Source organism: Aeromicrobium piscarium, from assembly GCF_007421815.1.
Taxonomy (GTDB): Bacteria; Actinomycetota; Actinomycetes; order Propionibacteriales; family Nocardioidaceae; genus Aeromicrobium; species Aeromicrobium piscarium.
Genome location: NZ_VLNT01000005.1, coordinates 112,447 through 138,245, shown reverse-complemented (window position 1 = coordinate 138,245; position 25,799 = coordinate 112,447). Strand labels below are relative to the sequence as shown.

The window sequence follows — 25,799 nt, the reverse complement described above, 5'->3', positions numbered from 1 at the left end:
GCCCAGCGGTCAAAGGTCGAGAAGCCGCGAGGACTCTGTCAGTAGAGTGGGACGGCGTATCGAGACCTCATCACCACAGTAGGAAATACCTAGTAAGGACCCACAGCAATGCCTCCCAAGAAGAAAGTCGCTGCCGTCGTCAAGGTGCAGCTGCAGGCCGGCCAGGCCAACCCGGCCCCGCCGGTCGGTACGGCCCTGGGCCCGCACGGCGTCAACATCATGGAGTTCTGCAAGGCGTACAACGCCGCGACGGAATCCATGCGTGGCAACGTGGTGCCCGTCGAGATCACGATCTACGAGGATCGTTCCTTCGACTTCATCACCAAGACGCCGCCGGCCGCTGAGCTCATCAAGAAGGCCGCTGGCCTGAGCAAGGGCTCGGCCGTTCCGCACCGTGACAAGGTCGGCAAGATCACGCAGGATCAGATCCGCGAGATCGCCCAGACCAAGCTCCCGGACCTCAACGCCAATGACGTCGAGGGCGCCATGAAGATCGTCGCGGGCACCGCGCGCTCCATGGGCGTCACCACCGACTGACACCACCCGACACCGTGGGAGGGTCGGCTGGACCCGCACCACACCTGGTCAGAAAGAGACACCAGACATGCCACAGCACAGCAAGGCGTACCGCGCCGTCGCGGCCAAGATCGATCGCGACAACCTCTACACACCGCTCCAGGCGACCACGCTCGCCAAGGAGGCGGGCAGCAAGAACTACGACTCCACGGTGGACGTCTCGGTCCGCCTGGGCGTCGACCCCCGCAAGGCCGATCAGATGGTCCGCGGCACGGTCAACCTCCCGCACGGCACCGGCAAGACCGCCAGGGTCCTGGTCTTCGCCACCGGCGCCAATGCGGACGCCGCCCGTGAGGCCGGAGCCGACTTCGTGGGCTCCGATGACATGGTCGAGAAGGTCAGCGAGGGCTGGCTGGACTTCGACGCGGTCGTCGCCACCCCGGACATGATGGGCAAGGTCGGCCGCCTCGGTCGCGTCCTCGGCCCGCGCAACCTCATGCCCAACCCCAAGACCGGCACGGTCACCCCCGATGTCGCCAAGGCCGTCGGCGACATCAAGGGCGGCAAGATCGACTTCCGCGTCGACCGTCACGCCAACCTCCACTTCGTGATCGGCAAGGCGTCCTTCGGCGCCGAGCAGCTCGCCGAGAACTACGGCGCCGCGATCGACGAGATCATGCGTCTCAAGCCGTCCAGCTCCAAGGGCCGCTACCTCAAGAAGGTCACGGTCTCGACCAGCAACGGTCCGGGCATCCCGGTCGACCCGACGCACCTGCGCGACTTCGCCTCCGAGGAGGCCTGAGCCTCCGCTCGCGTCCGACGCAACGCCCCCGCCTCGTTTCGAGGCGGGGGCGTTGCCGTTCTGGTGTGTCGTGGAGATCACAGGCATCCGCCCCCAAACGGACACGCGGGCCCGGTGCCGGTAGGGTCGTGGACATGAGGAAGCTCCTGCCAGCCCTGCTGGCCACGCTGGCCCTGTTGTTCGTCTCCGCGTGTGGATCCGATGATTCCGGTGGTGGCTCCGGCTCCTCGGAGGGGGTGGGCGAGGACAAGGACGTCGAGCTGACGCAAGAGAACTTCGCCGAAGAGATCTCCAAGGCGCAGCTGGACGCCGGCACCGCTCACATGACGATGACGATGGACATGATGGGCACGCCGATCACCATGGAGGGTGACACGGTGCTCGCCGACGATCCCGCCGATGTCGCGATGTCGCTCTCGATGGACATGGAGGGCATGGGCGCGCCCGAGGGCACCTCGATGGACATGCGGATGGTCGACCAGGTCATCTACATGAACATGGGCCAGATGACCGAGGACAAGTTCGTCAAGATCGACCTCACCGATGAGTCGAACCCGCTCGGCGCGGAGTTCAGCGACATCCTCGAGCAGTCGAACCCCGCCGCGCAGATCGAGGCGATGAACGACTCGATCACCTCCTTCGAAGAGGCCGGCGACGGCGGTGAGATCGACGGCGTCTCGACCACCAAGTACAACCTGACCCTCGACGCCGCCAAGGTGATGGAGGCCCAGGGTCAGGACACGGTCGGCGCTCCGGAGACCTTCGAGTACGTGATGTACGTCGGCGAGGACAACCTGCCGCGTCAGATGGACATCGAGATCCCGGGTATGGGCACCTCGACCATCGAGTGGAGCAAGTGGGGCGAGGACGTCTCGATCGACGCTCCGTCCGATGACGAGATCACCGACCAGGACCCCTTCGGCGGCATGGCTGGCAGCTGATCTGAGCGGGATGACGAAGGGCGGGACCGCTGATGCGGTCCCGCCCTTCGTCATCCCGGCCCTGGTGATCTCGACACGCGGGCTCGTTCCACGGAGACCCCGGTGGTCGAGTAGCGAGAGGCCGCGGCCGACGCGGTGGAGCCAGCGCGTCAGGGCGTAGCCGCGCTGGAGCGAGGCCACGTTGGCTCTGGCCGACCCCGATTTGGAGTTCGGGGGAGGGGCCGTCTACGATGGATCCTGCCGAAGACCGCCGGTGGCGATTCACCCGAAGAGCCCCAAGCGCCCGTCTGGGCGGCCCGCGCAGGTGAGTGTACGTCCTCTGGGGCTCCACGGAGTCCAAAGAAGCGTCCCGCGCCTGCGCCGGGGCGCTTTTGTCGTGTCGGGACCGGTCCTTTGGCATCGAACCAGTGCTGGAAGGAGACCCATGGCACGCCCGGACAAGACCGCCGCTGTCGCCGAGATCGCGGAGAGCTTCCGCGAGTCGAACGGTGTCGTTCTCACCGAGTACCGTGGCCTGTCGGTCAAGCAGCTGCAGGAACTGCGGCGCTCGCTTGGTCAGGCCGCGAGCTATGCCGTCGCCAAGAACACGCTGACCAAGATCGCTGCCAAGGACGCCGGTGTCGAGCTCGCTGACGAGCTGCTCACCGGACCGACCGCCATCGCCTTCATCAACGGCGATGTGGTGGAAGCGGCGAAGGGACTGCGTGACTTCGCGAAGGCGAACACCCAGCTCGTCATCAAGGGCGGCTTCCTCGACGGGAAGTCCCTCTCGGCCGACGAGATCAACAAGCTGGCCGACCTCGAGTCGCGCGAGGTCCTCCTCGCCAAGCTCGCGGGCGGCATGAAGGCCAACCTGAGCAAGGCCGCGGCCCTGTTCCAGGCGCCGTTGTCCAAGACCGCCCGTACCGTGGCGGCTCTGCAGGACAAGGCTCAGGCCGATCCCAGCGTCCTCGCCGGTGGGGAAGCTCCCGCCACCGAGGCCGCGACCGCCGACGAGGCCCCCGCGGCCGAGTCGGGTGAAAGCACCGAGGGCTGAACCGCCCGATCACCATCGGGGCCCCCTCGGGGTCTCACACTTAGAAAGGACGCCACACCATGGCGAAGCTCAGCACCGATGAACTGCTCGACGCGTTCAAGGAGATGACGCTGATCGAGCTCAGCGAGTTCGTGAAGCAGTTCGAGGAGACCTTCGACGTCACCGCCGCCGCTCCGGTGGCCGTGGCCGCGGCCGGCGCCCCGGCTGCCGGCGGCGACGCCGGTGGCGAGGCCGCCGAGCAGGACGAGTTCGATGTCGTCCTCGAGTCGGCCGGCGACAAGAAGATCCAGGTCATCAAGGAGGTCCGTGGCCTCACGAGCCTGGGTCTCAAGGAGGCCAAGGACCTCGTCGAGGGCGCTCCCAAGGCGATCCTCGAGGGCGTCAACAAGGAGGCCGCCGAGAAGGCCAAGGAGGCCCTCGAAGGCGCCGGCGCCAGCGTCACCCTCAAGTGACACGTCGCTGACGTACTCCGCGCGAAGCGCCCGTCCCCGTAGGGGGCGGGCGCTTCGTCATGTGGAGGCGCGGGTGGTTGATGGCTCACCGCCCCGAGTGGGTGCCCGATCCGGCGGGCCTCGCGGCACGTGAGAGCCGCCAGCGATCGGTCGAGTGGCCATGGGGGTCACGGTGAGTTACCGTGCATGAGCCCTCGTCGCGGCGGACTGTTACTCGTGAGTCACTTTCTGTGTAACTGGCCGTGACCTTTGTCAGATCGGCTCGTTGGAGCTTGTGTCGGGGGTCACAGGGAGAAGAGCCCGCGGCAGGATTCGACCAGGCAGGAGGAGGGCTGGTGGGAGTCGAGGTAGCGGTCACTGGGCTGACCAAGAAGTTCGGCAAGCAACTCATCTGGCGTGATGTCACGCTGACATTGCCGGCGGGCGAGGTGTCGGTCATGCTCGGCCCGTCGGGCACGGGCAAGTCGGTCTTCCTGAAGACCCTCATCGGGCTGGTCAAGCCCAATGAGGGCAGCGTGGTCATCGAGGGAGTCGATATCGCCAGCTGCCCCGAGCGGGAGCTGTACGAGGTTCGCAAGCTCTTCGGCGTGCTCTTCCAGGACGGCGCGATGTTCGGGTCGATGACCCTCTTCGACAATGTCGCCTTCCCGCTGCGCGAGCACACCAAGAAGTCCGAATCCGAGATCCGCAAGATCGTCATGGAGAAGATGGACCTCACGGGTCTGGTCGGAGCCGAGGACAAGCTCCCGGGCGAGATCTCCGGCGGTATGCGCAAGCGCGCCGGGTTGGCCCGCGCCCTCGTGCTGGACCCGGAGATCCTGCTCATCGACGAGCCCGACTCGGGTCTCGATCCGGTACGCACCGCCTATATCAACCAGCTCTTCATCGATCTCAACGCGCAGATCGATGCCACCTTCCTGATCGTCACCCACGACATCAACACCGCCCGCACGGTCCCGGACAACATCGGCCTGCTCTACCACAAGCACCTGGCGATGTTCGGCCCGCGCGAGATGCTGCTGAGCAGCACGGAGCCGGTCGTCGCCCAGTTCCTTAACGCCCAGCGGGTCGGCCCGATCGGCATGAGCGAGGAGAAGGACGCCGACGAGCTCGCCGCCGAGGCCGGCTTCGACATGCCCCCGCTGCCCCCGATCACCCGCCAGCTCGAGCCGAGCAACGGCCTGCCCCGGCGGTCGGAGCGTCCGGCCGGCCAGTGGTGCCGGGAGAACGGGGTCGTTCCTCCTCCCGGCTCCTTCGACGACGCGGTCGCGACCCCGGGGAGCGCCGGATGAGCGTGACGTCCGCCGTCGCTGCTCCCGCACGTATCGCCGGCGGACTCTTCGCCTTCATGATCGACGTCGTCGTCACGACCTTCCGCCTGCCGTTCCAGTTCCGCGAGTTCCTCCAGCAGGCCTGGTTCATCGTGACGGTCACGATCATCCCGACGATGTTCGTGGCGATCCCCTTCGGCGCCGTCATCGCCCTGCAGGTCGGCGGCCTGATCCAGCAGTTCGGCGCGCAGTCGTTCACCGGCTCGGCGGCCGTGCTCGCCGTCGTCAAGGAGGCTGGGCCGATCGCCACCGCGCTGCTCATCGCGGGCGCGGCGGGCTCGGCGATCGCCTCGGACTTCGGCGCTCGCAAGATCCGCGAGGAGCTCGACGCCATGATGGTGCTCGGGATCGATCCCATCCACCGGCTCGTCGTCCCGCGGGTCTGGGCCTGCGTCATGGTGGCCGTCGCGCTCAACGGGCTGGTCACGATCGTCGGTGTCGCCGGCGGCTACTTCTTCAACGTGGTGCTGCAGGACGGCACCCCCGGCGCCTATATCGCCTCGTTCTCCGCACTCGCGCAGGTGCCCGACCTGCTCCAGGCGATGGTGAAGTCGATGATCTTCGGCTTCCTGGCCGCCATCGTGGCCGCTTACAAGGGCATGAACGCCAAGGGCGGTCCGAAGGGAGTCGGCGACGCCGTCAACGAGGCCGTCGTTATCACGTTCACGCTGCTGTTCGTCGTCAACTTCGTGATCTCGGCGGTGTACCTGCAGCTTGTCCCGCCCAAGGGGATGTGATCATGGCTCGCCTCTCCGCTCTCTACGAACAGCCGCTGGGGACCCTGGACACCCTCGGCCGGCAGATGCTCTTCTACGTGCGCGTGCTCATGTCGATACCGCGCACCATCGCCAACTACAGCCGCGAGATCATGCGACTGCTGGCCGAGGTGGCGCTGGGCTCGGGCTCGCTCGCCCTCATCGGCGGCACCGTCGGCGTCATCACGGCGATGACCTTCTTCACCGGTACCGAGGTCGGCATCCAGTCCTTCGCCGCACTCGACCAGCTCGGCACCGCGCCGCTGACCGGTTTCGTCTCGGCCTACTTCAACACCAGGGAGATCGCGCCGATCGTCGCGGGCATCGCGCTGGCGGCGACCGTCGGGTGTGGCTTCACCGCACAGCTCGGCGCGATGCGTATCAGCGAGGAGGTCGACGCGCTGGAGGTCATGGCGATCCCGTCGCTGCCCTATCTCGTCACCACGCGCGTCCTGGCCGGCCTGGTGGCCGTCATCCCGCTGTACATCGTGGGACTGCTGTCGTCCTACTTCGCGACCCGGCTGACCATCACCCGGATGTTCGGTCAGAGCCAGGGCACCTACGACCACTACTTCATGACCTTCCTGCCCCCCGAGGACGTCCTCTGGTCCTTCGCCAAGGTGCTGATCTTCGCCGTGGTGGTCATCTTGATCCACTGCTACTACGGCTACTACGCGTCGGGCGGACCGGCGGGTGTCGGCGTCGCGGTCGGCCGAGCGGTGCGCACGTCGATCGTCGCGATCACCGTCGTGGACCTGCTGGCCTCGATGGCGATCTGGGGCACCAACGTCACCGTAAGGCTGGCTGGTTGACATGGCACGTACACCTGTCCTGGAGCGCACCGCCTCGATCCGCATCCTCGGGATCCTCTTCCTGGCGCTGGTCCTCTTCTTCGTGTGGGTCACCTACGCGTTCTTCACCAAGCAGTTCGTGTCCTCGGTGCCGGTCACGATGTATGCCAGCACCGCCGGCGCGAGCCTGCCGAGCAATGCCGACGTCAAGCTGCGCGGCATGCGCGTCGGAGAGGTCCGCGATGTGCAGACCGACGGTCGGCAGGTCACGATGAAGCTCGCGATGGACCCCGACTACATCGATCGCATCCCCGCCGGAGTCACGGGCCAGATCGTGCCCAAGACGCTGTTCGGTGAGAAGCAGGTATCGCTGGTCCCGCCCGCCAAGGCGACCGGCGACACCCTGCAAGCCGGCGATGTCATCGCCCGCGCCGAGGTGCCGGTCGAGATCGAGGAGCTGCTCAACGACCTCTATCCGCTGCTCACCGCCGTCGATCCGCAGGACGTCGCCTACACCCTCTCGGCGGTCTCGCAGGCCCTCGAAGGTCGCGGTGAGCAACTCGGCGAGACGCTGGTGACAGCACGCGACTACCTCCGTGAGATCAACCCGGAGGTGCCGCAGCTGATCGACGACCTGACCGCCCTCGGCACGGTCGCGGACGGCTACGCCGATGCGATGCCCGATATCGGCCGGCTCCTGGAGAACGCGGTCTTCACCGGTGACACCGTCGTGGCCAAGCAGTCGCAGCTGCTCGCCTTCTTCAACGAGGGCACGGCGCTGGCCGACACCCTGACCGAGTTCGTCGACGTGAACGCCGAGAACCTCGTCACCGTGCCGCGGCAGACAGCCCCGGTCGTCGAGGTCCTCGACCGCTATTCCGGCACCTTCCCCTGCTTCCTCGACGCCATGGCCGAGCTGCGGCCGCGGTTGGACTCGGTGCTTCGTGACCAGACCGTCCACATCAACCTGGAGCTTCTGCCGCTCGCCGGTCAGCCCACGGGGTACGAGGAGAGCGAGCGCGCCGAGGTCTCCCAGCAGACCCTCGATACCGCCGATGCCGCACAGCCCACCTGTCTCAGCCTGGAACAGGCGGTCAACGGCGAGAACCCGTACCCGCAGGAGAATCCGTTCAGCGTGCCCGCCGATGTCTACAAGCTCATCGGCGTCAACAGCGACCACAACGGCAAGTTCGGCACCCCCGAGGACTTCGAGCGGGTGGCACCCGGTGCCGCCTCGCTGGACGCCGCGGTGCAGCCCAGCGTGCTGTCCGACACGGCGGCGCAGCGCACGGCGGTCAAGTCCCTCGTCGCCGCGCAGACGGGACAGCAGGCCGAGGAGCTGTCCGACCTCGCGCCGCTGCTGGTGAGCCCTCTCCTACGGGGATCGGAGGTGAAGATCAGTGAAGCTCGATAAGGCATCGGCGTCGGCGGCGATCAAGCTGTCGATCTTCCTCGCGTTCACCGCGGCGACCACGTGGGTGCTCGCCCTCACCCTCGGCGCGACCTTCTTCGACCAGCGCACCGAGTACACGGCGGTCTTCGAGGACGTCACCGGAGTCGCCAAGGGCGACGAGGTCCGCATCGCCGGCGTCCGGGTGGGTTCGGTGCGCGACATCGACATCGTCGACCGCGACCAGGCGGAGGTCACCTTCGCGGTCGATCGCGAGGTTCCGCTCACGCAGAACACCCATGTCACCATCAAGTTCCGTAACCTCGTCGGTCAGCGTTACATCGCCCTGACGCAGGGCGCCGAGGGCGCCTCGGAACGATTGAAGGCGGGGGAGACGATCGGCGTCGACCAGACCCAGGAAGCACTCGATCTCAATGTGCTGCTCAACGGCTTCAAGCCGGTCTTCCAGGCGCTGTCGCCCGATGACACCAACCAGCTGGCCTTCGAGATCGTGCAGACCTTCCAGGGCGAGAGCGGCAATGTCGAGACCCTGCTCGCACGGACGGCATCGCTGACCTCCACGCTCGCGGACCGCGACGAACTCATCGGCGATGTCATCGTCAACCTCAGCGAGACGCTGGACATGATCGGCAGCCGCGATGCGGAGCTCACCCGCACGATCGACACGCTGCAGCAGTTCGTCAGCGGCCTGGCCGAGGACCGCGATGCGATCTTGAACTCGATCGACTCGGTCTCGGCGCTCTCGACCGAGACCGCCGATCTGCTCCAGCAGGGCCGCCCGGCGCTCGCCGAGGATGTCCGGCAGCTGAACGCGCTGACGGCCAATCTGAGCACTGATGAGAACCTCACGGCCTTGTCGACATCGATCCAGATCATGCCCCACAAGGCCGAGACCCTCGGCAACGCGGCGTCGAGCGGCAGTTACTTCAACTTCTACCTCTGCGAGTTGAAGGGGCAGATCGTCATCCCGGCGATCCCGATACTCGGCCTGGAGGAGACCCCGCTGAAGCTCGGCGGCGACGAAGGCCTGAACGTCGGGGGAGCGAGGTGCGCGTCGTGAAGCCCTTCCGTGAACGCAACCACACCGTGATCGGCGTCTTCAGCTTCGCCGTGATCGCGGCGATCCTGCTGGCCGCATTCCGTGCCGACCGGCTGCCGATCATCGGCGGCGGCGACACGTACACCGCCGAATTCGCCGAGATCGGGTCGCTCGATTCCGGAGCCGAGGTCCGCGTCGCGGGCGTCTCGGTCGGCAAGGTGGGCGATATCGAGCTCGACGGCGACAAGGTCAAGGTCGAGTTCACCCTCGATGAGGGCACAGACCTGGGCGATCAGGCGCGTGCCGAGATCCGGATCCGCACCCTGCTCGGCGCCCAGTACCTGGCCCTCGTGCCCGATGGAGAGGGCGACCTGGAGAAGGGCGCCACGATCCCCGTCGACCGCACCGTCCCGCCCTACGATGTCGTCGAGGCCTTCTCCCAGCTGAGCACCACCACACAGGAGCTCGACGTCGATCAGATCTCCGAGGCGCTGACGACGCTCGGCGATGTCTCCGGGCAGGTGCCCGAGGAGTTCCAGGCCGCGCTCACCGGAGTCTCGGACCTGTCGCGCAATCTCGCCGCCCGCGACGAGCAGATCAACACGCTGCTGCAGAACATCAAGAAGGTCACCGGGGTGCTGAACTCGCGCGACGAGGAGCTGGTGAAGCTCTTCGAGGACGCCGACACGCTCTTCTCGGCGGTCGCCGCGCGCCGTGACTCGATCCATGCGCTGCTCGTCGCCGCCACCGAGCTCTCCACGGAGCTGAGCACCCTGGTCGACGAGACACGTGACGACCTGAAGCCCGCGCTCACGCAACTCGACGCCGTCACCGACATGCTGCATCAGCACGAGGCCAGCCTGGACGAGGCCTTGCGCCTGCTGCCGGGCTTCTACCGGGTGTACGCCAATGCGCTGGGCACCGGTCCGTGGTTCGACGTCTACCTGGGCAATGTGCCCCCGAACCTGGGTGTCGCCGATGCGCTGCGCGATGCCCTGGGTGGTCTCGGATCCGGAGGTGAGCAGTGATGCGGCAAGCACTCGCGATGCGGCTGGCCAACACGTCCAAGCTCGTGGTGGTGGTCGTCTTCCTGGCACTCGTGGTCAGCGCAGTGGTCGCCTGGACCGCGCGTGACACGAGCAAGACCGTGACCGTCGAGTTCAGCGAGACCACCGCGGTCTACGAAGGTTCGGATGTCAAGGTCCTCGGAGTCGCCATCGGCAAGGTCGAGAAGCTGACCCCGCGCGGCGACGCCGTCGTGGCCACCATCAGCTACGACGACCAGTACGACCTGCCACGTGACGTCAAGGCCGCGATCGTCTCCCCGGCGATCGTCGGCGACCGGTACGTGCAGTTCGCCCCCGCCTACACCGAGGGGCCGACCCTCGAGGACGGTGCCACGATCGGCAACGACCGCACCGCGGTCCCGGTCGAGCTGGACGAGGTCTACGCCTCGATCAGCGATCTCTCGGTGGCACTCGGACCCGACGGTGCCAATGACGACGGCTCCCTCAGCCGGCTGGTGGACAATCTCGCCGGCCAGCTCGACGGCCAGGGCGCGCAGGTGAACGAGACCATCCAGAACTTCAGCAAGCTCGCCACCACGCTCGACTCCAACTCCGAGGATCTCTTCGGCAGCGTGCGCGAGGTGCAGGAGTTCGTCGAGGTCCTCAACCGCAATGACGAGACGGTCCGCGCGTTCAACGACAGCACCGCCCAGGTCTCGGAGGTCCTCGAAGGCGAGCGCGACGACCTCGCCGCGACCCTGTCGGCGCTCAGCACGGCGCTGACGGATGTCAACACGCTGGTCACCGAGAACCGCGACGTGCTGCGCAGCAATGTCGACAAGATCGAATCGCTCTCGCAGGTGCTGCGCACCCGGCAGGGGGAGTTCGAGGAGCTGCTCGTCGCGGCACCGACGGCGCTGTCCAATATCGCGCTGACCTACAACGGCAACTACGGCACCCTGGACAACCGGGCCGGGCTGGAGGAGCTGCTCCTCGGCGGTATCAAGGATCCCGCCGGGCTCCTGTGCAATCTGCTCGACGAGTCGACCGATGACGCCCTCTGCGGCACCTTGAGCGACCTCCTCGATCCGATCCTCGGCGGCTTGTCGCCCCGCACGGCCCCGGGCAGCGCGCCGATGCAGGCCGAGAAGTCGGCCTCGTCGCTCGCCGAGATGATGGAGGTGCCCCAGTGAACCGCGCGATACAGGGCGTCGCCGCCGTCGCCTCGGCAGCCGTGCTCGCCGGCTGCAGCTTCACCCCCTACGACCTCCCGCTGCCGGGAGGAGCGGATGTCGGCGACGAATCCTACGATGTCGAGGTCGAGTTCCGCGATGTCCTCGACTTGGTGCCGCACAGCGCGGTGCGCGTCGACGATGTCGCGGTGGGGCGTGTGACCGATATCCAGCTCGACGGGTGGACGGCGCGGGTGACGTTGCGCATCAACGGCGATGTCACGTTGCCCGACGATGCCGAGGCCACCATCCGGCAGACCAACCTGCTGGGCGAGAAGTTCGTGTCGCTGGCGGCGCCCGAGGGCGGGGGAACCGGCGAGCTCTCCGATGGAGATGTCATCGCACTCGACCGCTCGGGACGCAATCCGGAGATCGAGGAGGTCCTGTCGGCGGCATCGATGCTGTTCAACGGCGGTGCGCTGGAGAAGACCAACACCATCGTCAAGGAGCTCAACCTCGCTCTCGGCGACAAGGATGCCGAGGTCCGCGACCTCATCTCGGTCACCTCCGATCTCCTCGGCCAGCTCGACGACAACTCCGACCAGATCCTCGCCGCGCTGGAGAAGGTCGACCGGCTCGCGCAGGAGACCAACGCGCAGCGAGCCGCCATCACCGGCGCGCTCGACGACCTCCCCGAGGCGCTCGAGGTGCTCGACCAGCAGCGCTCCGATCTGGTGGGACTCCTGGAATCACTGGACCGTCTCGGCGACACCGCCACGGGTGTCGTCCGGGAGTCCAAGGCCGACACGGTCGCGACACTGCAGCACCTCGAGCCGGTGCTGGCCAATCTCGTGGAGGCGGGCGACAGCATCGCGCAGTCGGCCGGCCTCCTGCTCACCTTCCCCTTCAGCGACGGCTACATGGGCGGCACAGTGGAGCGCGCCGCCGGACGGTGCAGCAATGTCGACCGGGCAGCCAACACCGGGGTCTGCGCAGGCGACTACGGCAATCTGTCGATGAAGCTCGAGATCAGCGCCGCGCAGGTGCAGCAGCTGTTCGACGGCTTCGGCGCCGAGTCGATCCCGGGTCTTGCCGATCTCGCCCCGGAGACCCCGCTGACCGGGGACGAGGCGCCCTCGGGCGATCTGCTGGGCCTCGTCGAGGGACTCCTGCCTCCGTCGGCCGACGACGAGACACCTGCCGTCCCCGGCGACACTCCGCGAGAGGAGGACGAGCCCCGTGACTCCAAGCCCTCTCCGCGGCCCACGGCATCGCCCTCGGAGGACGATGACGACGACAAACCGTCCGGCGTGCGCCGGTGGCTCAATCCGCTGTGCTGGTTCGGCTCCTGCCGGACCGTTCCAGCCGCGGACGACACGAGCGCCGGCCACGACCTGGACCGGCTCTTCACCGAGGCGGTGACGGCACCATGATCACCCGGCTGACCAAGGTCCAGCTCATGATCTTCGCGATCGTCACGCTCATCGGCGGCACGATCGTCGGCGGCAAGTACGCGCAGCTGGACCGACTCTTCTTCGAGCGCACCTACGACGTGCGTGCCGAGCTGACGGCCTCGGGTGGCATCTTCGAGGGGGCCGAGGTCACCTACCGTGGCATCAAGATCGGGCGGGTCGACGCGGTGGACTTCACCGATGACGGCGTCGACGCCGTGCTCGCCATCGAGAACGACGCGCCGAGGATTCCCCAGGACACCGAGGCCGTGGTCGCCAACAAGTCCGCGATCGGCGAGCAGTACGTCGACCTGCGGCCGCGTCAGCGCGACGAGCCCTTCCTGAAGGCCGGCGATGTCATCGGGCGGGACCGCACCGAGGTGCCCATCGACACCACGACCCTGCTGCTGAACACCAATGCGCTGGTCTCGTCCATCGACACCGGCAATCTGGAGACGGTCGTGTCCGAGCTGGGGCAGGCCTTCGAGGGGACGGGGCGCGACCTGGAGACGATCCTGGACGCCTCGACCTCGTTCATCGGCGAGGCGCACGCCAATATCGACGTGACGCGTCGGCTGATCCGTGAGTCCGGCACCGTCTTGCAGACCCAGGTCGACAAGCGTGGAGAACTGGCCTCCTTCTCCCGCGATCTCGCGCTGTTCTCGGACACCTTGCGTGCTTCGGACCCGGATCTGAGGGCGGTGATCGACGAAGGCGCACCGACCGCGCAGACCCTCGACCAGGTCGTGAACGAGAACTCCGAGGACCTCACCGCCATCCTGGACAACCTCTCTGTCGCCGGGAAACCGCTGCTGGAGAACAAGATCGGCCTGCAGTCGATCCTGGTGCTGTATCCCTACCTGTTGCAGGGCTCCTTCTCGGTCGTGACGCCCAGCGACGAGGAGGGGGAGTATGACGCGCACTTCGGCCTCGTGCTCACCCCGACACCCCACACCTGCAGTTACTACGAGGACGGGCCGGGCTCCGGCTATCGTGAACGTCGCGATCCGGCCGATGTCGAGCGTCGTGAGTTCGACACCTCGATCGACTGCACGCTCCCGGACAATGACATCGCGCGTCAGACGTCGAAGTCGGAGTTCACGCCGCGCACGGCCGTGCCGGAGTCGCGGGAACGAGAGGACTGGGGATGGATGCTGCTGGACGTGGCGGCCCGATGAGCGCTGAGACGACGCGCGGAGGTTGGACCTGGTGGGCGACGCTCGTCGGTGTCGTGCTGGCGCTGATCGGTGCCGTGCTCATCGGCTTCGGCGGCCGTCTGGCCGGTGCGAGCGAGGCGTCCGGCACCGCGAGTGCGGTGTCGGTCAGTCAGGACTTCGCCGTGGCGTACAACACCTACGATGTGGCCGATCCGGATGACTACAAGAGTCGTCTGGAGGGCTTGTTGACCGATGAGTATCGCGAGCAGGCCTTCGAGGTGATCGACGCGATCTTCCAGGCACTGGCAGAGAAGGAGCAGACCAGCGGCGATGCCGACGTCCTCGCGGTGGGCATCCCGGTGATCGACGACGACTCCGCTCAGACGCTGGTCGCGGTCGATGCCACGATCAGCAACACCGATGTCGAGGATGCCGGCGTACAGCGGCACTTTCGCTGGAAGCTCTCCCTGGTGCGCGAGGACGGTGACTGGAAGGTCGACGGCTTCGAGAGCGTCGCCTCCGTCGAGGCCGAGGCGACTCCCGACGGTGTCCAGGACGGAGGCGAGTCCCAGTGAGCGAGCCACGCAAGCCACAGCGGCGTCGTATCGCGGGGGAGCGGTCGGCGGCCGAGCGCGCCTCCGCGCCGCCGTCGTCCCCGCGTGCCACGCCGCGTCCGGTGGCGCGTCCCGTGCGACGTCCCCGCGACGAGGAGTCGACACCCTCGGAGGCCACGTCCCCGGCACCCGCCCGCGATCGAGGTGGTGACGTTGCCGGGCAGAGCTCCAGGCGCACGCGGCGTCCGAGGCTGCGGCATCCGGCTGGTTCCCTGCCGTGGCGGGCCACCGTCGCCGTCGTGATCCTCGCCCTCGGGCTGGGTCTGGCTGGCTGGGGTGCCTGGAGCTTGCGCGGTGGTGGCGAAGGAGCCCTCGAGGCGGCTCAGCGACAGGCATCGCGGGCCGCGGGCGAGGCCGCTGAGACGGTCTTCACCTTCTCCCATGATGATCTCGACGCTCACGAGGAGAACTCCAAGGCGCTGATGACGGAGAGCTTCGCCGAGGAGTTCGACAAGGTCGCCCCGTCCTTGCGCGATATCGCTCCGCAGCGCGAGTTCGAGGTGCAGGCGCAGGTGCAGGACGCCGGTGCGGTGCCGTGCGGCGATGACTGCTCGACCGATTCGGTCCAGGTGCTCGTCTTCGTCGACCAGGTGAGGTTGATCGCCGGACAGGAGGACGAGGCGCCGACGGTCCTCGGCAACCGGGTGACGATGACGATGGTCAAGGAGCGCGGCACCTGGCTCGTCGACGAGATCCAGGCCCTCTGACCGTTCCCATCCGCCGTCCATCGGGTGGTGCACAGTGGACCGCGAGTGGCGCAGATTCGCCCTCGCCGAGCCCGGATCGGGGCAGATATGCACCACTCGCGGGCAGGATTGCACCACTCGGCGGGACCACGTCGGGTCGGCGGGCGAGGTAGGTCTCGTGCGGTTTCCGGGTCGGTGGGGCGAAATCGCATGTTACCGTCGAGTTCGCTTCTGCCGGTGAGTCGAGAGGACCGACCATGCGTGACCATCGTGAACTGCTGCGGGGGCGGCGTGTCCTCATCACCGGAGCCGCGCGGGGGATCGGCGCGGCGCTGGCCGAACGTCTCGCGGAGCGTGGAGCGCGGGTCGGTCTGATCGGGCTGGAGCCGGAGTTGCTCGCCGGCGTCGCGGAGGCGACCGGGGGAGTCTGGCGGGAGTGCGATGTGGCGCAGCGGGAGCAGGTCGATCGTGCCGTCAGCGAGGTGGTCGAGGAGCTCGGCGGACTCGACATCGTGGTCGCCAATGCCGGAATCGCGGGGCAGCTGCCGATCCTCGGCGGCGATCCGCGCGTGATGGAGCAGACGGTTGCCGTGAATCTCCTTGGCTCGTATTACACGATGCGGGCGGCGGGTCCGCATATCGCTCACCCGGGCGGCTACGCGCTGGTGGTCTCCTCGGCGGCCGCGGTGGTACAGCTGCCGCTGCTCGCTGCCTATTCGGCCTCCAAGTCCGGCGTCGAGGCGCTCGGCAACACGCTGCGCAGTGAGCTGCGGCCGAGCGGGGCCAAGGCGGGCGTGGCCTATTTCGCCGAGCTCGCCACCGACATGACGGAGCGCGGCTTCTCCACCGAGGCCGCTGCGGTGCTCGGGGCGGAGGGGTCCTTCTCGGGAGTGTCACCGTTGGCCCCGGCTATCGACCGGATCGAGCGGGGCATCGCCCGTCGTTCGCGGGTCATCGTCGCGCCCTGGTGGGTCGGGGGCATCCTGCCGATCCGCATGCTCGCGCAGCCGGTGGTCGACCGTTTCGCGCAGCGCGGGCTCGACGAGGCGCTGCGCATCGCTCGTGACGAGCGGGTGGATCTCACCACGCCGCAGCCGGGCCAGGGTTCGTGACCCCGCGGGTCGCGCCGGGCGGTCGTCGCGAGCTGGGCCTGGTCAACTGGCTGGTGTGCCGGCTGCTCGCACGCGGCGCCGGTGTGCCGGAGGCGCGGGTCTTCACGACGCTCGGTCGCGCTCGCGGGACCTTTCGCGGGTGGCTGCACTACTCGGCGACGCTCATGCCCTTCGGTCGGCTGACGCGCTATGAGACCGAACTGGCGATCTTGCGGGTCGCCCACGTGCGGGGGTGTGAGTACGAGCGGGATCACCATCTACGTCTCGGGGAGCGGGCCGGTGTGACGGCCGAGCTGGCCGAGCGGGCCTTCGTCGCGCCGGACTCGCCGACGTGGCCTCCGCGCCATCGGGCCCTGTTGATGGCGGTGGACCGCATCATCGGCCAGGGCGATCTCGATGATGCGCAGTGGGCCGAGCTCGCGGCGCACTTCCGCGATCGGGAGCTGATCGAGATCGTGCTGCTCGTCGGCCACTACAACGCCCTCGCCACCGCCCTCACCACCCTGCGCGTCGAGCGCGACCTCGCCTGACCCGCGTCCCCTCACCCGCCTGGACGGTGACTTGCGCACCTCTCACTCGCCTGGGCGGTGACTTGCGCACCTCTCGCTCGCGTGGGCGGTGACTTACGCACCTCTCACCCCGCCTGAGAGGTGCGCAAGCCACCGCCCATCGCGGGGTGGGGAGGTTATCATCCACTGGCGGAGGGATCGTCATCCTCGTCCACAGATGCGTGCGCGGGCCTGGCGGACGAGGCCCGCGTCGGCTGGGCTCGGACCATGCCCACCACGCCACGCGTTCCCGATGCGCTTCGCCACCGACCGTTCACTCGCGCGCAGGCGCTCGACGAGGGACTCACTCCGCGCATGCTCAACGGAGCCTCGTATCGTCGCTTGTTCCCGCGTGTCTGGGTGCACCGCGCCCACGAGATGTCCGAGGACGACTGGATTGCCGCCGCTCGCCTCGCGGTCCCCCCGCGTGCGCACCTCACCGATGTCAGTCGCCTGCGGCTCGCCGGAATAGACGTCGGCCCGGTTCTACCCGTGCGTTTCGTCGTGCAGGGGGACCTCCACCTGGACCTCGAAAGGATCGTCGTGCACCGCACGGACCGGCTGCCTCCGCTCGATACCGAGGGGGTGTCGCTCGCCAGCGCCTACCTGCACTGGTGCGGCCGTGCGACGGTGATCGAGGCGATCGGGGTCGGTGACGAGTTGCTCCGCACCGGTGCGATGTCGGTCCTCGAATTGACCGAGCTGGCCCGTCGCGACCGTTGGCGGGCCGGAGCGCGCGAGGCGGCCTGGATCTCGGCATTCTTGCGCGAGAATGTGCGTTCGCGGCGGGAATCGTCGGCCCGTGCCTATCTCACGTTCGCGGGCCTGCCCGAGCCGGAGCTCAACGGACTGATCGTACATGAGGGGCGCGTGATCACAGCCTCCGATCTGTTGTACCGGCGATATCGGACGGTGGCCGAATACGACGGCGGCCATCATCAGCGCGACCGGCGGCAGTACCTCGACGATCTGGCCAGGAACCAGGACTATCGCGATCTGGGCCTGGAGTACGTCATCGCTACCAAGGAGACGTCACCGCAGCGCTTTGTAACTCAGGTGTACGACAGGATCGTCCGCCGCGGTTACACGGGACCGCCGCCGTGTTTCGGAGGTCGCTGGGCGTCGCTGTTTCGGCCGATCGCTCAGCGTGGTCGGTTTGCTGAGCGCCCTCACGCGGCGAGCGGTGACGTAGGCACCTCTCGCGCCGGTTGAGAGGTGCGTAACCCACCGCTCCGCGGGACGAGAGGTGCGTAACGCACCGCCCAGGCGAGATCAAGGACGAAAATGTTCGATAGTGGCGGAAGTCTCGTCGTTTGTCAAGATGCCCCTTGTCATGGGCGTGGCGCATGGGTTAGACTGAATCTTCGCGCGCCCTTTGTCATGCCCTCTGCTCGATCTCGTCGGCATGACCCTGTGCGACAACACTATCGAACTGAATGAGTCATCCGCCTGCGAGTCTTCGGAAGGACTTCTCTTGGCCGCCTCGCGTACCGCCCGCACCACCCAGAACGCTTCGGCTCCGCGCCGCATCTCCTTCGCCAAAATCTCCGAGCCACTCGAGGTCCCTGAGCTCCTGGCCCTGCAGACCGAGAGCTTCGACTGGCTCATCGGCAGCGATGCCTGGAAGGCTCGCGTCGACGCCGATCTCGGCGCCGGCCGGACCGACGTCTCCACCAAGTCCGGCCTGGAGGAGATCTTCGAGGAGATCTCCCCGATCGAGGACTTCTCGGAGACGATGAGCCTGTCGTTCCGCGATCACCGCTTCGAGCCCCCGAAGTACTCGGTGGAGGACTGCAAGGATCGCGACGTCACCTACGCGGCCCCGCTGTTCGTGACCGCCGAGTTCATGAACAACGACACCGGTGAGATCAAGAGCCAGACCGTCTTCATGGGCGAGTTCCCGCTCATGACCGACAAGGGCACCTTCATCATCAACGGCACCGAGCGTGTCGTCGTCAGCCAGCTGGTCCGTTCGCCCGGCGTCTACTTCGAGCGCACGGCGGACAAGACGTCCGATAAGGACATCTTCACCGCCAAGGTCATCCCGAGCCGTGGTGCGTGGCTCGAGTTCGAGGTCGACAAGCGCGACACCGTGGGCGTCCGCCTGGACCGCAAGCGCAAGCAGAGCGTCACGGTCCTGCTCAAGGCCCTCGGCATGAGCGAGGCGGAGATCCTCGAGCAGTTCGGCGACTACGAGTCGATCCGTCTCACGCTGGAGAAGGACAATGTCGCCGGCCAGGACGAGGCCCTGCTCGACATCTACCGCAAGCTGCGTCCGGGCGAGCCGCCGAGCAAGGAGGCTGCGCAGACGCTGTTAGAGAACTACTACTTCAACCCCAAGCGCTACGACACCGCCAAGGTCGGCCGCCACAAGATCAACAAGAAGATCGGCACCGACGAGGCCTTCGATCAGCAGACGCTGACGATCGACGACATCGTCGCCACGATCAAGTACCTGGTCGCGCTGCACGACGGGCGCAGCGAGCTAGAGGCGCCCGCCGGTGAGATCGTCGTCGAGGCCGACGACATCGACCACTTCGGCAACCGTCGTATGCGCACGGTCGGCGAGCTGATCCAGAACCAGCTCCGCACGGGCCTGGCCCGCATGGAGCGCGTCGTGCGCGAGCGCATGACCACCCAGGACGTCGAGGCCATCACGCCGCAGACCCTCATCAACATCCGCCCGATCACGGCGGCGTTGAAGGAGTTCTTCGGCACCAGCCAGCTGTCGCAGTTCATGGACCAGAACAATCCGCTGGCGGGCCTGACGCACAAGCGTCGTCTGTCGGCCCTCGGCCCGGGTGGTCTGTCGCGTGAGCGCGCCGGTTACGAGGTCCGTGACGTCCACCCGTCGCACTACGGCCGCATGTGCCCGATCGAGACCCCGGAAGGCCCGAACATCGGCCTGATCGGCTCGCTCGCGTCCTTCGGCCGGATCAACGCCTTCGGCTTCGTCGAGACCCCGTACCGCAAGGTCGAGGGGGGCCAGGTCACCGAGCAGGTCGACTACCTGACGGCGACCGACGAGGACCGCTACATCATCGCGCAGGCCAACTCGCCGCTCACCGATGAGGCGCGCTTCGCCGACGACATGGTCCTGGTGCGTCACCGCGGTGGCGAGGCCGAGCTGCGTCCGGCCGACGAGGTCGACTACATGGACGTCTCGCCGCGCCAGATGGTCTCGGTGGCCACCGCGCTCATCCCGTTCCTGGAGCACGACGACGCCAACCGCGCGCTCATGGGCTCGAACATGCAGCGTCAGGCCGTCCCGCTCATCCGCAACGACGCCCCGCTCGTCGGCACCGGCATGGAGTTCCGTGCCGCCGTCGACGCCGGTGACGTGACCGTCGCCAAGAAGGCCGGCGTCGTCAAGGAGGTCTCGGCCGACGCGGTCGAGATCATGGAGGACGAGGGCACGTACACCACGTACCGCCTGGCCAAGTTCCGCCGCTCCAACCAGGGCACGTGCACCAACCAGCGCCCCCTGGTCCGCGACGGGCAGCGCGTCGAGGTCGGCACCCCGCTGGCCGACGGCCCCTGCACCGACGAGGGCGAGATGGCCCTCGGTACCAACCTGCTCGTGGCGTTCATGCCGTGGCAGGGCCACAACTACGAGGACGCCATCATCCTCAGCCAGCGTGTGGTGCAGGACGACATGCTCACCTCGATCCACATCGAGGAGCACGAGGTCGACGCGCGCGACACCAAGCTCGGCCCCGAGGAGATCACTCGCGACATCCCCAATGTCAGCGAGGAGATGATCGCCAACCTCGACGAGCGCGGCATCATCCGCATCGGCGCCGAGGTCGGCAATGGCGACATCCTCGTCGGCAAGGTCACGCCCAAGGGTGAGACCGAGTTGACCCCCGAGGAGCGCTTGCTCCGCGCGATCTTCGGTGAGAAGGCGCGCGAGGTCCGCGACACCTCGCTCAAGGTGCCCCACGGCGAGTCCGGCACCGTCATCGGCGTGCGGGTGTTCGACGCCGCCGAGGGCGACGAGCTCAGCCCGGGCGTCAACCAGCTCGTGCGGGTCTACGTGGCGCAGAAGCGCAAGATCAGCCACGGTGACAAGCTCGCCGGCCGCCACGGCAACAAGGGCGTCATCGCCAAGATCCTCCCGGTCGAGGACATGCCCTTCATGGCCGACGGCACCCCCGTCGACATCGTGCTCAACCCGCTGGGTGTGCCCGGTCGTATGAACGTGGGCCAGGTGCTCGAGACGCACCTGGGCTGGATCGCCAAGACCGGCTGGGAGATCCCGGCCGAGGTTAAGGACGAGTGGGCCGACCGGCTGCGCAAGATCGAGGCTGCCGAGGCACCGGCCGACAGCAATGTCGCCACCCCGGTGTTCGACGGTGCGCGCGAGGACGAGCTGCAGGGCCTGCTGGCCTCCACGCTCCCCAACCGCGACGGCGAGCGCATGGTCGGTCCCGACGGCAAGGCGCGACTGCTCGACGGGCGCAGCGGCGAGCCGTTCCCGGATCCGATCAGCGTCGGCTACATCTACATGCTCAAGCTGCACCACCTGGTTGATGACAAGATCCACGCGCGCTCGACCGGTCCGTACTCGATGATCACCCAGCAGCCGCTCGGCGGTAAGGCCCAGTTCGGCGGCCAGCGCTTCGGTGAGATGGAGGTCTGGGCCTTGGAGGCCTACGGTGCCGCCTACGCGCTGCAGGAGCTGCTGACCATCAAGTCCGACGACATCGTCGGTCGCGTCAAGGTCTACGAGGCCATCGTCAAGGGAGAGAACGTCCCCGAGCCGGGCATCCCCGAGTCCTTCAAGGTGCTCGTCAAGGAGATGCAGTCGCTGTGCCTGAACGTCGAGGTCCTCTCGGCCGACGGCACCGCGCTGGAGATGCGCGACTCCGAGGACGAGGTGTTCCGAGCCGCTGAAGAGCTCGGCATCGACCTCTCCCGACGTGAGCCCTCGTCCGTGGAGGAGGTCTGAGCCACGGCTCGGGCCCTCCTCCGCACCACAGAATTTCGAAAGGGAAAGAAGACAACGTGCTCGACGTGAACTTCTTCGATCAGCTCAAGATCGGCCTCGCGACCGCCGACGACATCCGCAATTGGTCGTTCGGTGAGGTCAAGAAGCCCGAGACGATCAACTACCGCACGCTCAAGCCCGAGCGCGACGGCCTGTTCTGCGAGAAGATCTTCGGTCCTACCCGGGACTGGGAGTGCTACTGCGGCAAGTACAAGCGCGTGCGCTTCAAGGGCATCATCTGCGAGCGCTGCGGCGTCGAGGTGACGCGCTCGAAGGTCCGCCGTGAGCGGATGGGCCACATCGAGCTCGCCGCCCCGGTCACGCACATCTGGTACTTCAAGGGTGTGCCGAGCCGCCTGGGCTACCTGCTCGATCTCGCGCCGAAGGACCTGGAGAAGGTCATCTACTTCGCCGCGTACATGATCACCTGGGTCGACGAGGACGCTCGTCACCGCGATCTGTCCTCGCTCGAGGCCAAGATCGACATGGAGCGCCAGCAGCTCGCGAACCGTCGTGACAACGAGGTCAACGAGCGCATGGCCAAGCTCGAGGAAGACCTCAAGCAGCTCGAGGCCGAGGACGCCAAGGCCGATGCCAAGCGCAAGGTCAAGGATGCCGCGGAGCGCGAGGCCAAGCAGCGTCGCGACCGTGTTCAGCGTGAGCTGGACCGTCTCGAGGCCGTCTGGGATCGCTTCAAGAACCTCAAGGTCCAGGACCTCGAGGGCGACGAGATGCTCTACCGCGAGATGACCTACCGCTTCGGTAAGTACTTCGAGGGCTTCATGGGCGCTCGGGCGATCCAGAAGCGCCTGCAGGACTTCGACCTCGATCTCGAGGCCGAGAAGCTGCGCGAGATCATCGCCACGGGCAAGGGTCAGCGCAAGACCCGCGCGCTCAAGCGGCTCAAGGTCGTCTCGGCGTTCATGGGCAGCAACAACCACCCCGAGGGCATGGTCCTCGACGCCGTCCCGGTGATCCCGCCGGAGCTGCGTCCGATGGTCCAGCTCGACGGTGGCCGTTTCGCCACGAGCGACCTGAACGATCTGTACCGCCGGGTCATCAACCGCAACAACCGCCTCAAGCGCCTCCTCGATCTCGGTGCTCCCGAGATCATCGTCAACAACGAGAAGCGCATGCTGCAGGAGGCCGTCGACTCGCTCTTCGACAACGGTCGTCGCGGTCGTCCCGTCACCGGTCCGGGCAACCGTCCGCTCAAGTCCATCTCGGACATGCTCAAGGGCAAGCAGGGTCGGTTCCGTCAGAACCTGCTCGGCAAGCGTGTCGACTACTCGGGCCGTTCGGTCATCGTCGTCGGCCCGCAGCTCAAGCTGCACCAGTGTGGTCTGCCCAAGCAGATGGCGCTGGAGCTGTTCAAGCCCTTCGTGATGAAGCGCCTGGTCGACCTGAACCACGCGCAGAACATCAAGAGCGCCAAGCGCATGGTCGAGCGCGCCCGACCGGTCGTGTGGGACGTCCTCGAAGAGGTCATCACCGAGCACCCCGTGCTGCTGAACCGCGCGCCCACGCTGCACCGTCTGGGCATCCAGGCCTTCGAGCCGCAGCTCATCGAGGGCAAGGCCATCCAGATCCACCCGCTCGTCTGCTCGGCCTTCAACGCCGACTTCGACGGCGACCAGATGGCCGTGCACCTGCCGTTGAGCGCGGAGGCGCAGGCCGAGGCCCGCATCCTCATGCTCAGCACGAACAACATCCTGAAGCCCTCGGACGGTCGTCCGGTGACCATGCCCACGCAGGACATGATCATCGGTCTGTACTTCCTGACGCTGGATCGCGACGGTCACCCCGGTGAGGGTCGCGCGTTCAGCTCCTCGGCCGAGGCGCAGATGGCCTTCGAGCGTGGTGAGATCACGCTGCAGAGCAAGGTCAAGATCCGCCGCGAGGGTGAGCTGGTCAGCACCACGCTCGGTCGCACGATCTTCAACGAGCAGCTGCCTGCGGACTACCCGTACGTCAACTACCAGGTGGGCAAGAAGGAGCTCGGCACGATCGTCAACGACCTGGCCGAGCGGTACAGCAAGGTCGACGTCGCCGTCGCGCTGGACAACCTGAAGGACACCGGTTTCCATTGGGCCACCCGCTCGGGTGTGACCATCTCGATGGACGATGTCGTCAGCCCGTCCTCCAAGCCGGAGATCCTCGCCAAGTACGAGGGCCAGGCGGCCAAGGTGCAGCAGCAGTTCGACCGCGGTCTCATCACCGAGGACGAGCGTCGCCAGGAGCTCATCGAGATCTGGACCCAGGCCACGTCCGAGGTCGCCGATGCGATGAGCGAGACCTTCGACATCGACAACCCCATCTACATGATGGTGAACTCCGGTGCCCGCGGCAATATGATGCAGCTGCGTCAGATCGCCGCGATGCGAGGCCTGGTGGCCAACCCGAAGGGCGAGATCATCCCGCGTCCGATCAAGGCGAACTACCGCGAGGGCCTGTCGGTCGTCGAGTACTTCATCGCGACGCACGGTGCGCGTAAGGGTCTGGCGGACACCGCGCTGCGCACGGCCGACTCGGGTTACCTGACCCGTCGTCTGGTCGATGTCAGCCAGGACGTCATCATCCGCGAGGAGGACTGCGGCACCGAGCGTGGTCTGCCCAAGGTCATCGCCGAGCGGCTCGACGACGGGACTCTCGTCAAGGCCGAGAACGTCGAGACCTCGGCGTACGCCCGCAACGCGGCCACCGAGATCACCCACCCGGAGACGGGTGAGGTGCTGGTGGAGGCCGGCGGTGACCTCGGTGACGTGGTCATCGACCAGCTGGTGTCGGCCGGCGTCGAGCAGATCAAGGTCCGTACGGTCCTGACCTGCGAGGCGAAGACCGGTACGTGTGCCAAGTGCTACGGCCGCTCGCTCGCGACCGGCAAGCTCGTCGACATCGGCGAGGCGGTCGGCACGATCGCCGCGCAGTCGATCGGCGAGCCCGGCACCCAGCTGACGATGCGTACCTTCCACACCGGTGGTGTGGCCGGTGACGACATCACGCACGGTCTGCCGCGCGTCGTGGAGCTCTTCGAGGCTCGTCAGCCCAAGGGGCGTGCGCCGATCACGGAGGCCGCCGGTCGCATCGAGATCGACGACACCGACAAGACGCGCAAGATCATCGTCACGCCCGATGACGGCTCGGAGCCGGTCGAGTACCCGGTCACCAAGCGTGCCCGTCTGCTGGTGCGCGACGGTGACTCGGTCGAGGTGGGTCAGCAGCTCACGCACGGCACGCCCGATCCGCAGGAGGTTCTGCGCATCCTCGGTGTCCGTCGTGCGCAGGAGCACCTGGTCGACGAGGTGCAGGAGGTCTACCGCTCGCAGGGTGTGGCCATCCACGACAAGCACATCGAGATCATCGTGCGCCAGATGCTGCGTCGCGTGACGGTCATCGAGCAGGGTGACGCCAAGCTGATCCCCGGTGATCTGGCCGATCGTGCGCTGTTCGAGGAGGAGAACCGTCGCGTGGTCGCCGAGGGCGGCCAGCCGGCGTCGGCTCGCCCGGTGCTCATGGGCATCACCAAGGCGTCGCTCGCCGTGGAGTCGTGGCTGTCGGCCGCGTCCTTCCAGGAGACGACGCGGGTGCTCACCGAGGCCGCGATCCAGGGCAAGTCGGACTCGCTGCGTGGCCTGAAGGAGAACATCATCATCGGCAAGCTCATCCCGGCGGGTACCGGTCTGGACCGTTACCGCAACATCCGGGTGGAGCCGACCGAGGAGGCGCGTCAGAACGCCTACGCGGTCGCCGGTTACGACAGCTTCGACTACCAGTTCGGTCCGTCGGATGCTGCCCCGGTCGCGTTGGACGATTTCGACTTCACGTCCTTCGACAACTGACCCGTACGCGAGAGGCCCCCACCAGCACCGCTGGTGGGGGCCTCTCGCGGTGTCGGGGATGGTGTGCGAGCTTCTTCCCGGGCCGCCGCGGCGCGGAGACCACGCACGATGTGCTTCGACGGCTGCCATCGCGACCACAGAGGCACATC

General features: G+C 67.1%; 21 protein-coding genes. All 21 read left to right on the top strand.

Annotated features, from left to right (window positions below; genetic code table 11):
• Positions 1 to 108 precede the first annotated feature (108 nt).
• Complete coding sequence (rplK, locus tag FNM00_RS08490) at positions 109 to 537, top strand: 50S ribosomal protein L11 (protein WP_143913012.1); 429 nt, start codon at positions 109 to 111, stop codon at positions 535 to 537.
• A gap of 67 nt (positions 538 to 604) precedes the next feature.
• On the top strand, positions 605 to 1,318 hold the full coding sequence (gene rplA / locus FNM00_RS08485; RefSeq protein WP_143913011.1) for a 50S ribosomal protein L1: 714 nt from the start codon (positions 605 to 607) through the stop codon (positions 1,316 to 1,318).
• A gap of 134 nt (positions 1,319 to 1,452) precedes the next feature.
• Entirely contained in the window at positions 1,453 to 2,259 is an 807-nt protein-coding gene (locus FNM00_RS08480; protein WP_143913010.1) for an SCO4651 family lipoprotein, read from the top strand.
• A 424-nt stretch (positions 2,260 to 2,683) separates the two neighbouring features.
• Positions 2,684 to 3,295: a 50S ribosomal protein L10 gene (rplJ, locus tag FNM00_RS08475; protein WP_143913009.1), complete on the top strand. Its 612-nt coding sequence runs from the start codon at positions 2,684 to 2,686 to the stop codon at positions 3,293 to 3,295.
• A 59-nt stretch (positions 3,296 to 3,354) separates the two neighbouring features.
• Complete coding sequence (gene rplL, locus FNM00_RS08470; protein ID WP_143913008.1) at positions 3,355 to 3,747, top strand: 50S ribosomal protein L7/L12; 393 nt, start codon at positions 3,355 to 3,357, stop codon at positions 3,745 to 3,747.
• Between the two features lie 335 nt (positions 3,748 to 4,082).
• Complete coding sequence (locus FNM00_RS08465; RefSeq protein WP_143913007.1) at positions 4,083 to 5,039, top strand: ABC transporter ATP-binding protein; 957 nt, start codon at positions 4,083 to 4,085, stop codon at positions 5,037 to 5,039.
• Entirely contained in the window at positions 5,036 to 5,815 is a 780-nt protein-coding gene (locus FNM00_RS08460) for an MlaE family ABC transporter permease (protein ID WP_143913006.1), read from the top strand. Before FNM00_RS08465 ends, FNM00_RS08460 begins: the two co-directional genes overlap by 4 nt.
• Positions 5,816 to 5,817: 2 nt before the next feature.
• Entirely contained in the window at positions 5,818 to 6,645 is an 828-nt protein-coding gene (locus FNM00_RS08455) for an MlaE family ABC transporter permease (RefSeq protein ID WP_143913005.1), read from the top strand.
• 1 nt (position 6,646) lies between these two features.
• On the top strand, positions 6,647 to 8,038 hold the full coding sequence (locus FNM00_RS08450) for an MCE family protein (RefSeq protein ID WP_143913004.1): 1,392 nt from the start codon (positions 6,647 to 6,649) through the stop codon (positions 8,036 to 8,038).
• Complete coding sequence (locus tag FNM00_RS08445) at positions 8,025 to 9,095, top strand: MCE family protein (RefSeq protein WP_143913003.1); 1,071 nt, start codon at positions 8,025 to 8,027, stop codon at positions 9,093 to 9,095. The genes FNM00_RS08450 and FNM00_RS08445 overlap by 14 nt, the downstream gene beginning before the upstream one ends.
• Positions 9,092 to 10,102, top strand: coding sequence for an MCE family protein (locus FNM00_RS08440; protein ID WP_143913002.1), 1,011 nt, complete (start codon positions 9,092 to 9,094; stop codon positions 10,100 to 10,102). Before FNM00_RS08445 ends, FNM00_RS08440 begins: the two co-directional genes overlap by 4 nt.
• Entirely contained in the window at positions 10,102 to 11,274 is a 1,173-nt protein-coding gene (locus FNM00_RS08435) for an MCE family protein (RefSeq protein WP_143913001.1), read from the top strand. Before FNM00_RS08440 ends, FNM00_RS08435 begins: the two co-directional genes overlap by 1 nt.
• Positions 11,271 to 12,686, top strand: coding sequence for an MCE family protein (locus tag FNM00_RS08430; protein ID WP_185973055.1), 1,416 nt, complete (start codon positions 11,271 to 11,273; stop codon positions 12,684 to 12,686). The genes FNM00_RS08435 and FNM00_RS08430 overlap by 4 nt, the downstream gene beginning before the upstream one ends.
• Entirely contained in the window at positions 12,683 to 13,882 is a 1,200-nt protein-coding gene (locus tag FNM00_RS08425; RefSeq protein ID WP_143912999.1) for an MCE family protein, read from the top strand. The genes FNM00_RS08430 and FNM00_RS08425 overlap by 4 nt, the downstream gene beginning before the upstream one ends.
• Positions 13,879 to 14,436, top strand: coding sequence for a hypothetical protein (locus FNM00_RS08420; RefSeq protein ID WP_143912998.1), 558 nt, complete (start codon positions 13,879 to 13,881; stop codon positions 14,434 to 14,436). Before FNM00_RS08425 ends, FNM00_RS08420 begins: the two co-directional genes overlap by 4 nt.
• The gene (locus FNM00_RS08415) at positions 14,433 to 15,182 is read left to right on the top strand and encodes a hypothetical protein (RefSeq protein WP_143912997.1); all 750 of its coding nucleotides are present in this window, start codon (positions 14,433 to 14,435) and stop codon (positions 15,180 to 15,182) included. Before FNM00_RS08420 ends, FNM00_RS08415 begins: the two co-directional genes overlap by 4 nt.
• Before the next feature lie 236 nt (positions 15,183 to 15,418).
• On the top strand, positions 15,419 to 16,273 hold the full coding sequence (locus FNM00_RS08410) for an SDR family NAD(P)-dependent oxidoreductase (RefSeq protein ID WP_143912996.1): 855 nt from the start codon (positions 15,419 to 15,421) through the stop codon (positions 16,271 to 16,273).
• Entirely contained in the window at positions 16,270 to 16,803 is a 534-nt protein-coding gene (locus FNM00_RS08405; protein WP_143912995.1) for a carboxymuconolactone decarboxylase family protein, read from the top strand. Before FNM00_RS08410 ends, FNM00_RS08405 begins: the two co-directional genes overlap by 4 nt.
• Positions 16,804 to 17,049: 246 nt before the next feature.
• Entirely contained in the window at positions 17,050 to 18,033 is a 984-nt protein-coding gene (locus FNM00_RS18810) for a hypothetical protein (RefSeq protein ID WP_185973054.1), read from the top strand.
• Between the two features lie 262 nt (positions 18,034 to 18,295).
• Positions 18,296 to 21,772, top strand: a complete 3,477-nt coding sequence (gene rpoB / locus FNM00_RS08395; protein ID WP_143912994.1) for a DNA-directed RNA polymerase subunit beta — start codon at positions 18,296 to 18,298, stop codon at positions 21,770 to 21,772.
• A 56-nt stretch (positions 21,773 to 21,828) separates the two neighbouring features.
• Positions 21,829 to 25,650: a DNA-directed RNA polymerase subunit beta' gene (locus FNM00_RS08390; protein WP_143912993.1), complete on the top strand. Its 3,822-nt coding sequence runs from the start codon at positions 21,829 to 21,831 to the stop codon at positions 25,648 to 25,650.
• Positions 25,651 to 25,799: the final 149 nt, after the last annotated feature.